Below are 13662 nucleotides of genomic sequence, written 5' to 3' on the forward strand. Positions count from 1 at the left end.
ATTTCCGTCACAACGCACACTTTTTGTGCGCCGGAAATCGCTTCTTACGGCGTTTCCTACCCGTTCAGCGCGTCACATCGAAGGCATAAGTGCGCTCGTCCAGACGCGGCACCATCGTGTAGCCCTTGCGTGCTGCCCATACGTTGATGTTGAAGTAGAGCGGAATCACCCCGTCATCGCGCATCCCGATTTCCGTGGCGTCCTGCAGGAGCTTTTCGCGCTTGCTGTCGTCCAGCGTCTGCAGCGCCTCAGCCAGCTTGGCGTCGAGTGCTGGGTTCGAATAGCGCCCGCGATTGGACGCACCCCAGCCACGCGCCGGGTCGTACGTCGCCAGCAGCGCTTTCAGGCTGGAGCTGGCCTCGCCCGTATCGGCACCCCAGCCCGCCTGCAGGAACGAGAAGTCCAGCTTGTTCGCCCGCGTGAAGAATGACGCCGACGGCAGCGTCTCGACCTTGGTGGCAATGCCAACCCGCGAAAGCATCGATGCGACCACCTGCGCGACGCGGTCATCGTTCGGGTAGCGGTTGTTGGTGGCGTGCAGCGTGATGGCAAAGCCATCGGGGTAGCCGGCCTGGGCGAGCAGCCTCTTCGCTGCGGCCGGGTCTGCCGCGGGTGCCTTCAGGCCGGGCACGTGGCCAAACAGCGAGCTGTTCACGAGTTGGCCCGTCGGTTCGGCCGCCCCTTCCATCACGCGGTCGACGATGGCCTGGCGCGAGATCGCCAGCGAGATCGCCTCGCGCACGCGTGCGTCCTTGAGCGGATTCTTCGGCAGCGGCTTGCCCACCTTGTCGGTCACGAACGGCGACACATCGCGGTTCGAATCCATATGCAGATACATCATGCGAAACACCGGCATCTTGAACACCGTCACCGCCGGATCGGCCGACAGCTTCTTGATGTCAGAGCTGGGCACGTTTTCGATGACCTGCACATCGCCCGCCAACAGCGCCGCCACGCGCGGTGCATCCGCCGTCAGAATGCGCAGCGTCACGTGCTGCCATTGCGGCTTCTTGCCCCAGTAACCGTCAAAGCGCGTCAGCTCCAGCCGATCGCCACGATTGAAGGAGACGAACTTGTACGGCCCGGTGCCGATCATGGCGCGGCCATTATTGAAGTCATCCGCGCCGGCTTTTTCGACCGCTTTTTTCGACACCATGTAGATGGTCGACAGGTCGTTCGGCACCAGCGGATAGGGGCCGTTGGTGGTGATGCGCACGGTGAGCTTGTCGACGGCCGTCACCTCCTTGAAGCCACGCGTATAGATCGTGAACGGCGATGGACTGTTCTTGATGGTGGCCGGGCGCGCCAACGAATAAACGACGTCGGCAGAAGTGAACTCCGTGCCGTCATGGAAATGCACGCCGGGACGCAGCTTGACTTCCCACACCGTATCGCTCAACGCCTTCCACGACGTGGCGAGGCCGGGCTTGAGGCGCATCTTCTCGTCCTTGGCGATCAGCGCCTCGAACATATGCTCGGCAACGTTCGAATTGGGCGTGACGTTATGGAAGTGCGGATCGAGCGACGTAACATCGCTCGACAGGCCGACCACCAGCGTGGAGGCCGGCTGGGCATGCGCAGCACCCGGTGTGAGCGCCGCAAGCGCCGTGGCAAAAGACAGCGCGGCGACAAGGTTCGCAGCGCGCAGCAGACGCAGGACCGGCATGACGACTCCCCGATGGTTCGTGACGAAAGCAAAACGTTCGGGGATTGTCAGGACCGGACGACGCCGGTGTCAACGCCGATGAAGCAGGGGGTCTGCGTGCTCAGTGATGGTGCCCGCAGTCGCAGTCGTCACCGTGTTGGTGATCGTGGTCGTCGCCGTCTTCATCGTCATGGTCGTCGTAGGCCCACGCGGGGAACGGATCGGACAGCGCCGCCCACGCCTCGGGGCCGGCAGCCATCTCCGCCTCGGTCAGCAGACAGGCGTCGAGTTGCGCGATGAGCGCGGCTTCGTCCAGGTCCGTGCCAATGAAGACCAGTTCCTGACGGCGGTCGCCCCACTGCGCGGGCGCACCGTTGTCGTGCATCTTGTCCATGATGTCTGCGCGGGCTTCTTCCTCGTCGGGCCACTCGGCTTCATCGACCGCAGCCCACCAGGCACCGGCGCCCCCGTGACGCATCACGCCGCCAGCCTGGCCCCAGCTGCCCGCCGTGTCCATGCGTGAAGCCAGCCAGAAATAGCCCTTCGAACGCAACACGCGGCCATGCTCGCGCAGCCATTCGGTGTGCATCAGATCCCACAGACGCTGCGGGTGAAACGGCACGCGGCGGCGATAGACGAAACTGCCGATGCCGAGCGCTTCAGTTTCGGGCACATGTTCGCCGCGCAGCTCGGCCAGCCACGCAGGCGCCGCCGATGCGGCATCGAAATCGAAACGATGCGTATTGAGGATTTCGTCCAACGGCACCTTGCCGAACGATGCCGGCACGATGCGCGCCCGCGGGTTCAATGAGTGCAGGATGCCAGCCAGGCGTTCGCGCTCGGCGTCGCTCACGAGATCGATCTTGTTGAGCACGATCACGTCGCAAAACTCCACCTGCTCGATCAGCAAATCGACGACGGTGCGATCGTCATCCTCATCACGCGCCTGGCCGCGATCGGACAGAAAATCAGCAGCGTCGTAGTCGGCCAGGAAGTGCTGCGCGTCGACCACGGTGACCATGGTGTCCAGGCGCGCAAGGTCGGACAGCACGTCGCCTTCAGCGTCTTCAAACGTAAACGTCTCGGCAATCGGCAGCGGCTCGGCCACGCCGGTCGATTCGATCAGCAGATAGTCGAAGCGGTCTTCGCGGGCCAGGCGCGCGATCTCGTCGAGCAGGTCTTCGCGCAGCGTGCAGCAGATGCAGCCGTTGGACAACTCCACCATGCGTTCGTCGGTGCGCGAAAGCTGCGCACTGGTGGCCGTGCCATCGCCCACGAGCTGCGCGTCGATGTTGACGTCCGACAGGTCATTGACGATCACGGCCACGCGCTTGCCCTCGCGGTTGGCGAGCACGTGGTTGAGCAGTGTGGTCTTGCCGGCGCCCAGAAAGCCGGACAGCACGGTAACGGGAAGCGGACGGGACATGATCAGCGGCCTCGGTTCGTGGCCAAACAAAGCAAACAGCCCGGTGAGTTACCGGGCTGCCAAATCAAATGAATGCGTCAGACAACTGCGACGCTTGCGTCAGTCACCCATCAGCTTCTGGCGCTTTTCGCGGCGCTCTTGCGCCTCCAGCGTCAGCGTGGCCGTCGGGCGAGCAAGCAGGCGCGGAATGCCGATCGGTTCGCCGGTCTCGTCGCAGTAGCCGTAGTCGTTGGCATCGATGCGGGCGATCGACTGTTCGACCTTCTTGAGCAGCTTGCGCTCGCGATCGCGCGTACGCAGTTCCAGCGCGTGCTCCTCTTCGATGGTGGCACGGTCTGCCGGGTCCGGCACGATCACGGTCTCGCGCAGGTGCTCGGTGGTCTGGTTGGCGTTCGCGAGAATTTCATCGCGCATTTTTACAAGCCGGTCCTTGAAGAAGGCCAGCTGCGCCTCGTTCATGTAATCCTTGTCGCTCATCTTCAGGATTTCGGCTTCGGTGAGTAGTTTCTTGCTGCTCATGGTTGCTGCAGATGATCCTGGTAAATCGCGCGCCGTCTCGGCTGTCGCGTCGTCCTTGCGCGGGGATGCGTCGGACTCATTCTGGCTGGCGGCGGACTTGCCGCCCCGCGCGCCTCCTTTTGCCTCTCCCGCAGCGGCGCCCCCTGCCGCTTTTTTTCGGGTGGCTGGCGCAGCCTGGGCTGCTGCCGACTCCGTTCCGGACTGCCCGGCTCCAACGTTGGCGCCGCGTCCTTCCTTGGTCTTAGTCACCATCGCCTGCTCTCCTATCGGACGTGCTTCGGACGACGTGCTTCTAAATCGACCTATTGTAGCTGAACGATCTTACCCGAACTATCGGAGAAACACGGACACAAAATCCGGCCCGGATTCTGCCTGAAAGCGCGCGGCGGGGCCACCCGAAAGGAGGGTAAAAGCGGCTGGATCAGGCCAGGCAGTTCTCCAATCCTTTCAGAATCGTTTCGCGCGGCAGGTCGACACCGATGAACACCATCCGGTTGGAAGGGGTCTCGCCGTCCCATTTGCCGCCCACATCGCTGCCCATGAGCTGGTGCACGCCCTGGAATACGACCTTGCGGTCGACGCCTTCCATGTACAGCACGCCCTTGTAGCGCAGCAGCTTCTCGCCGTAGATGTTCAGCACGCCGGAGAGAAACTCCTCCAGCTTGGTGTAGTTGAACGGCCGTTCGCTGCGGAAGACGAACGAGGCGATGCGGTCGGTATGGTGCGCATGCCCGTGATGGTGGTGATGGCCGTGACCGTGGTGCTCATGATCGTGGTCGTGATCGTGATCGCAATCGGCCGAGCAGGCGTGGTCATGATCGTGATCGTGGTTGTGATCATGACCGTCTTCGCGCAGGAAGTCTGGGTCGATCTCCAGCTTGGCATTCAGATTGAAGCCGCGCAGATCGAAGATGGTGTCGATCGGCGCGTCGCCAAAATTGGCGGTGCGGATCGGGGCGCGCGGGTTCATGTGCAGCAGGCGGTGGCGCAATGCGTCCACGTCGTCGGCGGACACCAGATCGCTCTTGGTAATGAAGATGGCGTCGGCAAAGCCCACCTGGCGCTGCGCCTCTTCCTGCTTGTCGAGCTGCATGTTGCCGTGCTTGGCGTCGACCAGCGTGATGACGGCATCCAGCAGGTAGCGGCTGGCGATCTCGTCGTCCATGAAGAACGTCTGAGCGACGGGGCCGGGGTTCGCAACGCCGGTGGTCTCGATGACCACGCGATCGAACTGGATCTGGCCGTTGTCGCGGCGCGTGAGCAGGTCGGACAACCCCTTCACCAGGTCGCCGCGGATGGTGCAGCAGATGCAGCCGTTGCTCATCTGCACGATCTGCTCGTTGCCGTCCTGCACGAGGATGTCGTTGTCGATGTTCTCTTCACCGAACTCGTTCTCGATCACGGCGATCTTCATGCCGTGCTGTTCGGTCAGGATGCGCTTGAGCAGCGTGGTCTTACCGCTGCCGAGAAAGCCCGTCAGGATGGTGACCGGGATCATTTTGGACATGATGCGTTTCCTGTCTTGTGATGAGACGCCAGATGCGCGCAATCCGCGCAAGCGCCCTTGATGGTGAGTTCGGCATGGTCGGCTGCGAAGCCGGCGGGCAGGGCGGCCTTCGGCATGGCCGGCGGCTCGGCACCCTCCAAGCAGAAGTCGCGCCCGCATTGCGTGCAGTGGAAGTGACTGTGCGAGCGGTGCGCCGCTTCGCGCGCCGCATCGTGCTCGGCCAGGCTGAAGCGGAAGACACGATCGGCCCCGGCCGTCTTGTGGACGATACCGCCTGCCACGAGCCAGTCGAGCACGCGGTAGACGGTCACGCGGTCGATGCCGGAGTCGTCCGGCAGCGCGTCGCATACCGCCTGGTGCGAGAGCGCATCGGCGCCCTGCATCAGCACAGCCAGCACGCGCACGCGGGGCTCGGTCACACGGCTGCCCAGGCCGCGCAGGCGTGCGCGGGCAGCCTCTTCAGGCGAACTGGATTGCGAAGTGACGAGATCGTCGCGCGGGGCCGGGGTATTCATGCGCGGGATTGTCCCACGGGGCACGGGTTGCTGCAATTGAGTTGCAATTGGGCGGCCTTGCACCGCCCAGGGTTTCTTTTCGTGCGGCGGTAGCGCTTACGCCGCAAATGCCAGACACACCGGTGTCGGCACCTTCGCCACCACCGCCGGCTGGTCCAGCTTGCCGGTCTGGCCGTCGATGCGCAGCCGCAGAATGGTGTCGCCCTTCTGGTTGAGCACGTAGAGGTGGCTGCCGTCGGGCGCCATCGTCATCGCCCGCGGAAAGTGCACGCCCTCGCTCCAGTACTGAAGCGGCGCGAGCTTGCCCGAGGCATCGATGCTGAATGCGGCCACGCTGTCGGCCAGCGGGTGGTCGGACTTCAGCTTCCGGTTGCTGGCGTAGAGGAACCGCCCGGACGGGTGCATCAGCAGCTCGGCGCCGCTCTTCTGGCCGGTGTAGTCGGCAGGGGTGGTGGAAATGCGCTGACGCTCTTCCTGCACGTGGCCGGTGGCGGGGTCGTATCCGTGGCAGGCGACCGAGCCTTCCAGTTCGTTGATGACGTAGACCAGCTTGCCTTGCGGATGCAGCGCCAGGTGGCGCGGGCCGCTGCCGGGCTTGAGCTGCGCACGGTCGCGCGGGGCAAGCTTGCCGCCCTCAATGGCAAACACGTTGATGCGATCGGTGCCCAGGTCGGTGCCGACCACGTGCTGGCCGGTGGTGTCGAACAGCATCATGTGCGCGTGCGGCGCCTCCTGTTCGGGGCGGGGGCCGGAGCCGGTGTCCTTGAAGATGCCGGAGACGGTGCCGAGCTTGCCGTCCTCGCCGATCGGCAGGAGGTTGTACGCGCCGCCGCTGTAGATCGACACGCACAGGTGCTTGCCGTCCGGCGACACGACCACGTGTGCGGGGTTCGTGCCCGACAGCGACAGCGGCTGGCGGTTCAGCAGCGTCAGCTTGCCGTCGCGCGCGTCGATCGCATAGGCCTCGGCGCTGCCGTTCGGCCGACCTTCATACACCTCAAGTTCGTTGATGGCGTACAGGAACCGCTGATTCGGGTGCACGGCCAGGAACGACGGATTGGCGCTTTCGACGACCTGCACCTGCGTCCATGCATCGCCGCGCGGTGCGAGCACATAGATGCCGCGCGCGGCCGGGCCGCCGGCGGTGCCGCCCGGCGCATTGAACGTGTACGTGCCGACATAGGCGAAGCGGGGAGCGCGCGCATTGCCTGCGGGCTGCGCGCCCGACGCGGCAGGTTGCTCGGCCGCCTGGGCCATGACGGTTTTGGGAAGAGCGCCCAGCAAAGGCAAGCTACCGGTCCACTGCATGAAAGTTCGACGAAGACGATTGGTCATTGGATGGCTCCATCAAACACGCACGGACATCGCGTGGTGGAAGATGTTGTTCGGATCATACCGGCGCTTCACGTCCTGCAAAAACGCGTACAGGTCGCCGCTGCCGTAGTAGAGCTGCGGCCAGAACGGGTAGGCGAGCATGTCGACGTCGGGGTAGTTGATGTAGCAGCCCTCGTACCGGTCGCCCGGGTAAGGTGTGCCGCTGTGCGGCGCGGGCACATCGGGCGCGCCATAGACGTCGCGGTAGAAATCGCTGATCCAGCGCAGGTGGCCGGCGTCATCGGCCGCGGACGTCCAATACGTTTGGTACTGCAGCTTCATGATCGACGCGCGCTGCGGCACGGAGGTGTCGCCAATGCGCTCCGCCTTGTTGACGGCGCCGCCGTACGAATCGACTTGCAGCAGAGACTGGCTCAGATCGACTCCCGGCATTGTCCGCGTGAGGTGGGCATAGATGCGCTGCGCCTCACGCGCCGTGAAGCCGCGCTTCATGTAGGCCGACTTGTACTTGCCGCGCTGATTGGCACCCGAGCCGTTCAGATACTGCGTAGCGGTCAGCCAGTCGTATTGCACGATGGTGTGCGGCTTGGAGCAGAGCAGTTGCCCCACGCCCTGCTTGTGCGCAGGGCCGTAGCCGGGCGGGCGCCCCTTGACCGGCGTGGGCGCGCAAGCCTGGAAGCGGTTCAGAAAATCATTGAGGACGGAGAGATCGCGGCACGTGCCATCCGGGTTGCAGAACTGCGTGAGCAGCACGATCTGCCCCGACGATTTGTGCGTGAGTTTGAGCAGCGAGAACATGCCCCACGTGTCCGGATCCTTGCCGCGCGTCTCCCAGTATTCGCCGTAGATGCGCAGCAGTTCGGCAAAGCGCTGCGGTGTCATGGTCGCCCAGTCGAAGGCCACGGTGGCGAGCGCCACTTCCTGCGGCGCCGCCGGCAGCTTGGCGAACGTGTAGCTCGTGATGACGCCGAAGTTGCCGCCACCTGCGCCGCGGCATGCCCGGAAGAGATCCGGATCGTGCGCCGCATCCACGGTGCGCGCAGCGGCCTTGCCTGTCTTGTCGACCGTGACAATGTCCACGGCCGAGAGCCAATCCACCGTCAGCCCCTGCAGCCGCGAAAGCAGCCCGTATCCGCCGCCGCAGATATGCCCGCCCGCGCCCACCGAATAGCAGGAGCCGCCCGGCAGCGTCACGTTGTGGCGCTTGTACAGCTCCAGGTAGCCGTTCCAGTTCTGCGTGCCGGCCGGAATGCGCACCGAGCCGTCGGCGCGCACCTCGGGGGTGGCGAGCAGGCTCAGGTCGACGATCGTGCCGTCGGGGTTGTTGGAGACGAAATCCTCGTAGCAATGTCCGCCGCTGCGCACGGTCGGGCGCTGGCCCGCGTTGATGATGCGCTGCACGGCGGGCGCCACATCGTCGGGCTTTTCAATGAGGGCGATGCGGCTCGCGGCCTGCGCGTCCGTCGAGGGCCAGCGCAGGTTGAAGCCATGTTTGAGCGTGTTGTAGCGAGGGTCTTGGCGCGTCACATCCAGTGTCATCGACGACTCCCGGTGAGGGCGTTTGCGCAACGCTTGCGCAAACGGAGTTGGATTCGGACGCATGGCGTCCGGCGGTTCCAACTTAGTCGTTCGCGGGCCCGGCTTCCATCAGACAATGCCGATACGGCTGGCTCATCGCGCCACGTGTGCGAACCATCCGACCACGCGCGTTGCCGTTGCCGCCCACAGCGGCCGCACCAGCCAGCACGCCGCAGCCCACGCCAGGATCACCACGACCAGATCGCAGCGACCGCTCTTCCACAAGTTCAGGGAATGGCGCCCCCAGATCCAGGGCACGCCCAGCGGATTGGGCCAGTCCGCCAACAGGTGCATCAACCCACCGCACGCGAAGCCGAACAGCAGCGGCGCCCACACGTGCGCATGGCCCAGCGCCTGGTATGACAGAACAAGCACCGCCACCCAGCCAATGCCCCAATGGGTGGCGGTGCGGTGCGTGATCCACAGGCGGCGCGCGGGGGTCCACCAGGCCACCTCCATCCAGTCGGGCGCGGTGCTGCCGGCCACCGCCGCGCAAAACGCCAGGAGGCTGCCGAGATGTTCGAGAGACGTGTGCGAAGCCTGTGCGACGAGGGTGGCGGCAATCAGGCCTGCCGCCCAACCCGTCGCGTGATGGGCTGCATTGGATGCCATCGACGTGATGCGGAAAACGAAGGACCGCATCTTCGCAATGGCGGCTTGCCGGGACAAGCCAAAAATTGCGACAAATTGCTAGCCGACTTGCAGCAGCAGGCCCTTGAGGTATTCGCCTTCCGGGAAGCTCGTCAGCAGCGGGTGGTCGACGCCGCCCGCCAGCCGGCGCTGGATGCGCGCCGTCACCTTGGCATCGGCCGCCGCTCCCGCGACGATCTTCTGGAACAGGTCTGCGTCGATCGCGCCCGAGCATGAATACGTGAAGAGCAGGCCGCCCGGGCGCAGCAACTGCATGCCAACCAAGTTGATCTCTTTGTATGCGCGCGCCGCGCGATCGACCTGCTGCGCCGAGGCCGCAAACTTGGGCGGATCCAGCACGATCAGGTCGAACTGGCGGCCTTCCGCGCGGAAGTTGCGCAGCGACTTGAAGACGTCCGCGTCCAGCCACTCGGCGCGCGCCGGATCGAAGCCATTGAGCGTGACGTTGCGCTCTGCCACCGCCAGCGCCTCGCCCGACGAGTCGATCGACACCACCGAGCGCGCCCCGCCCTTGAGCGCGGCCAGCGAAAAGCCGCCGGTATAGCAGAAGCAGTTCAGCACATCGCGATCGCGCGCCAAGGCGCCGACGAGCGCGCGGTTGTCGCGCTGATCCACGTAGAAGCCGGTCTTGTGGCCTTCGCGCACGTCCACGTAATAACGCACGCCGTGCTCGGTGGCGGACAGATCGGCGGGCGGCTCGGCGCCGGCCAGCACACCGGTCATCTGCTCCAGGCCTTCGCGCTCGCGCACGCTCACGTCCGACCGTTCATAGACGTTCGGGCAACCCGTCTCTTTGATGAGCGCGGCGACGATCGCCTGCTTCCAGTGCTCCACGCCCGCGGCGCTGAACTGGCAGACGAGCTGGCCCGCATCCCCTGTGCCGTACTGGTCGACGATCAGGCCGGGCAGGCCATCGGCTTCGCCCATGACGAGGCGCACGGCGTCGGTGTCGTGCACCCACGCGCGGCGGTACGCCACGGCGGCGGCAATGCGGCGCTTGAAGAACGCGTGGTCGACGGGCTCCGATTCATCAAAGCTCCACACGCGCGCGCGAATCTGCGAGACAGGGCTGAACGCGGCGCGCGCCAGAAACTGGCCGTTGTGCGCGCGCACGATGACGGTCGCGCCGGAGGCCGGCTTGCCTTCGACGCGATCGATGGCGTTGGCGAAAATCCACGGGTGCCGGCGCAGCAGCGAGCGCTCCTTGCCGGGCTTCAGAATCAGGGTTTGCATACGACTGGGGATGGGGTGCCCGATGGCTCGGGCAATGCGCTACTTCTTTTTTGCGCGGGGATGCGCCTGATCGTAGATCTTGGCCAGGTGCTGAAAATCGAGCGAAGTATAAACCTGCGTGCTGGCAATGCTGGCGTGGCCGAGCAGTTCCTGCACCGCGCGCAGATCACCGGAGGACTGCAGCATGTGCGTGGCAAACGAATGCCGCAGCACGTGCGGATGCACATCCGCCGGAACACCCGCCGCGATGGCGTTGCGCTTCATGCGCAATTGAATCTGCCGCTGCGCCAGCCGCTTGCCACGCGGCGAGAGAAACAGCGCGTGCGCGTCTTCGGGTGCCGCGTCGGGCTTGGCAAGCTGCTCGCGCACCGCCAGCCATGCAGCCAGCGCCTCCGCCGCCTTGGTGCCCACCGGCACGGTGCGCCGCTTGCTGCCCTTGCCGAGCACCTGCACCTCGCGCGCCTCCAGATCGAGCCAGCTCGCCGATTCATACGCGCCGGCCTTCACGTGGCGCATGTCGAGGCTGACCAGCTCGGAGAGCCGCAGCCCGCACGAATAGAACAGCTCGTTGACGGCACGGTCGCGAACCGTTTCGGCATCGTCGCCGGGCAACTGCTCCATCAGCGCGACAGCTTGCTCGACGGACAACGCTTTCGGCAGCCGCTTCGGGCTCTTCGGGGCGCGTACACCATCAACGGGATTGGCGGTGACGGCGGCATCGCGCAGCGCCATCCATTTGAACCAGCCGCGCCACGCCGACAGCGCCCGCGCGATGCTGCGGCCTGACAGACCGTCGCCGTGCAGTTGCGCCATCATGCGGCGGATGTGGTGGGACTGCAGTTGCGTGAGATCGACGATGGCGGCGTGCTGCGCACCGAGGCGCTGCAGCACGGCCAGCTCGCGGGTGTAGCTCTCCAGCGTGTGCGGCGAGAGCTGCCGCTCGAACTTCAGCGCGTCAAGGTACGCCGCAATCTGCGGATGCGGCGCCTGCGCGCCGGACGCATCGGCTGAAGCAGATTGCGGCATGCGGTGGGCTGCGCTCAGTCGCGCAGGCGGTTGAGCGCGGCAGCGGCCAGTTCGCCGATCTGCGCGAGGTAAGTCGTACCCATGCCGTCATGGAAGCGGCGGGCGTCCGGCGACCCGAGCACCAGCAGGCCGAATGCCGGCGCAGCGCTGGCATCGGCATCGCCACGCACCGGCACGCGCAGCGTGACGATCGCGAGCGATTCGACGGGCGCGCCGCCGGTATCCGACGTATCAAGCCAGCCGGCGGCTTCAAAGCCCGCATTGGCACCGCAATACGGCGCACGCAGGCCGGCGGCAAACAGGCGCACTTCCTCGCTCACGCCCTGCGCGACTTCAAGGTGTGCAAATTCCTCACCGACCTGCCACACGCGCAGCGCCACAGCGGGCACGTCAAAGATTTCACGCAGACCATCCTGCACGGCGTACGGCAGCGCATGCGTGTCGGCCTCACCCAGCAGGCGCGTCGTCCAGGCGTGCACGCGCTGCTGCGTGCGGTCGTTCTCGTTGCCGTGGCGCATCAGGTCCGAGAGCTTCAGTTCGAGGTGCTTGTTCTTGTCGCGCAGGATTTCCATCTGACGCTCCTGCAGCGACACCGCGCGGTGGCTGTGCGGGCTCGTCAATTGAATGGCGGCCAGCAGCTCGGCGTGCTCTTCAAAGAAGGCCGGATGCGCCTGCAGGTAGTTGGCGACGTCTTGTGCGTTCATCGTGGAGTTGCTCATCAGGCTGCGCCGAGTTTTTTCTTCAGCAGTTCGTTGACTTGTGCGGGGTTGGCCTTGCCGCGCGTGGCCTTCATGGCCTGACCCACCAGCGCGTTGAATGCCTTCTCCTTGCCGGCGCGGAATTCCTCGACCGACTTGGCATTGGCGGCCAGCACGTCGTCGATGATCTTCTCCAGCTCGCCCGAATCCGACATCTGCTTCAGGCCCTTCTCGGCGATGATCGCGTCGGCATCGCCGCCGTGTTCGCCGGCCCACATGGCGGGGAAGACGTCCTTCTTGGCGGTGTTGTTGCTGATCGTGCCGTCGGCAATACGGGCCAGCAGCTTAGCCAGTTGCGCGGGCGACACCGGTGCGGCATCGATGTCCAGGTCGGCGCGGTTCAGGTTCGAGGCGACCTCGCCCATGATCCAGTTGGCCGCGGCCTTGGCATGGGCAGCGCCCGCATCCGCCACGACAGCCTCGAAGTACGCAGCCGTCGCCTTGGTGGCGGTGAGGATGCTCGCGTCGTACTTCGGCAGCCCATAGGCCGACTCGAAGCGGGAAGCCATGGCGGCGGGCAGCTCGGGCAGCGTGGCGCGCACGCGCTCGATCCAATCGTCGCCAATGACGAGCGGCAGCAGGTCGGGGTCGGGGAAGTAGCGGTAATCCTGCGCGTCTTCCTTGCTGCGCATCGAGCGCGTTTCCTTGCGGTCCGGATCGTACAGGCGGGTTTCCTGCACCACGGTGCCGCCGTCTTCGATCAGTTCGATCTGGCGGCGCACTTCGTAGTTGATCGCCTCTTCCAGGAAGCGGAACGAGTTCAGGTTCTTGATTTCGCAGCGCGTGCCGAACGGCGCATCCGGGCCCGGGCGCACCGACACGTTCGCGTCGCAACGGAAGCTGCCTTCCTGCATGTTGCCGTCGCAGATGCCCAGCCACATCACCAGGGCGTGCAGCGCCTTGGCGTAAGCAACGGCCTCGGCCGCGCTGCGCATGTCGGGCTCGGTCACGATTTCCAGCAGCGGCGTGCCGGCGCGGTTCAGGTCGATGCCCGTCATGCCGGCAAAGTCCTCGTGCAGCGATTTGCCCGCATCTTCTTCCAGATGGGCGCGCGTGAGCTGCACGGTCTTCTCATAACCCGGCTGGCCGTTCTTACCTTCCACCTGGATAGTCAGCGTGCCGCCCTGCACCACGGGGATCTCGTACTGGCTGATCTGGTAGCCCTTGGGCAGATCGGGGTAGAAGTAATTCTTGCGCGCGAAGATGCTCTTGGGCGCGATCTTGGCGCCGATGGCCAGGCCGAACACGATGGCGCGCTCGACGGCGCCCTTGTTCAGCACCGGCAGCACGCCCGGCAGCGCCAGGTCAACGGGCGCCGCTTGCGTGTTGGGCGCCGCGCCAAAGGCGGTGGACGCGCCGGAGAAAATCTTCGAGACCGTCGAGAGCTGCGTGTGCGTCTCGAGGCCGATCACCACTTCCCATTGCATGTTGCGTGTGTCCTGTCGATTGTTGTGGTGTGAATGTCTAGG

General features: G+C 65.2%; 12 protein-coding genes. All 12 read right to left on the reverse strand.

The genetic code is table 11. The features are described 5' to 3' along the window. Positions 1-64 precede the first annotated feature (64 nt). Positions 65-1666, reverse strand: coding sequence for an ABC transporter substrate-binding protein (locus N511_RS0107145; protein WP_027678668.1), 1602 nt, complete (start codon positions 1664-1666; stop codon positions 65-67). Between the two features lie 100 nt (positions 1667-1766). After that, positions 1767-3071 (reverse strand): zinc metallochaperone GTPase ZigA, encoded by a 1305-nt coding sequence (gene zigA, locus N511_RS0107150; RefSeq protein ID WP_027678669.1) that lies wholly within the window; start codon positions 3069-3071, stop codon positions 1767-1769. Positions 3072-3170: 99 nt separating this feature from the next. Further along, positions 3171-3590: an RNA polymerase-binding protein DksA gene (dksA, locus tag N511_RS0107155; protein ID WP_024977044.1), complete on the reverse strand. Its 420-nt coding sequence runs from the start codon at positions 3588-3590 to the stop codon at positions 3171-3173. A 421-nt stretch (positions 3591-4011) separates the two neighbouring features. Then, positions 4012-5097 carry a CobW family GTP-binding protein gene (locus tag N511_RS0107160; RefSeq protein WP_027678670.1) on the reverse strand — a complete coding sequence of 362 codons (1086 nt, stop codon included), beginning with the start codon at positions 5095-5097 and terminating at the stop codon, positions 4012-4014. Beyond that, positions 5085-5612, reverse strand: coding sequence for a Fur family transcriptional regulator (locus tag N511_RS0107165; protein WP_027678671.1), 528 nt, complete (start codon positions 5610-5612; stop codon positions 5085-5087). The genes N511_RS0107160 and N511_RS0107165 overlap by 13 nt, the downstream gene beginning before the upstream one ends. Before the next feature lie 96 nt (positions 5613-5708). Continuing rightward, a complete protein-coding gene (locus N511_RS0107170) occupies positions 5709-6947 on the reverse strand; it encodes a lactonase family protein (RefSeq protein WP_027678672.1) in 1239 nt (412 codons plus the stop codon). Positions 6948-6959: 12 nt separating this feature from the next. Continuing rightward, positions 6960-8486, reverse strand: coding sequence for an FAD-dependent oxidoreductase (locus N511_RS0107175; protein ID WP_027678673.1), 1527 nt, complete (start codon positions 8484-8486; stop codon positions 6960-6962). A 132-nt stretch (positions 8487-8618) separates the two neighbouring features. Then, complete coding sequence (locus tag N511_RS23790) at positions 8619-9137, reverse strand: metal-dependent hydrolase (RefSeq protein WP_037026468.1); 519 nt, start codon at positions 9135-9137, stop codon at positions 8619-8621. A gap of 78 nt (positions 9138-9215) precedes the next feature. After that, entirely contained in the window at positions 9216-10409 is a 1194-nt protein-coding gene (locus N511_RS0107185; RefSeq protein WP_027678674.1) for a class I SAM-dependent rRNA methyltransferase, read from the reverse strand. A 39-nt stretch (positions 10410-10448) separates the two neighbouring features. Continuing rightward, positions 10449-11435, reverse strand: a complete 987-nt coding sequence (xerC, locus tag N511_RS0107190) for a tyrosine recombinase XerC (RefSeq protein WP_027678675.1) — start codon at positions 11433-11435, stop codon at positions 10449-10451. A gap of 14 nt (positions 11436-11449) precedes the next feature. Continuing rightward, positions 11450-12139 (reverse strand): DUF484 family protein, encoded by a 690-nt coding sequence (locus N511_RS0107195; RefSeq protein WP_027678676.1) that lies wholly within the window; start codon positions 12137-12139, stop codon positions 11450-11452. Positions 12140-12153: 14 nt separating this feature from the next. After that, positions 12154-13620 (reverse strand): Asp-tRNA(Asn)/Glu-tRNA(Gln) amidotransferase subunit GatB, encoded by a 1467-nt coding sequence (gene gatB / locus N511_RS0107200; RefSeq protein WP_027678677.1) that lies wholly within the window; start codon positions 13618-13620, stop codon positions 12154-12156. Positions 13621-13662 lie beyond the last annotated feature (42 nt).

Source organism: Ralstonia sp. UNC404CL21Col (assembly GCF_000620465.1).
Classification (GTDB): domain Bacteria; phylum Pseudomonadota; class Gammaproteobacteria; order Burkholderiales; family Burkholderiaceae; genus Ralstonia; species Ralstonia flatus.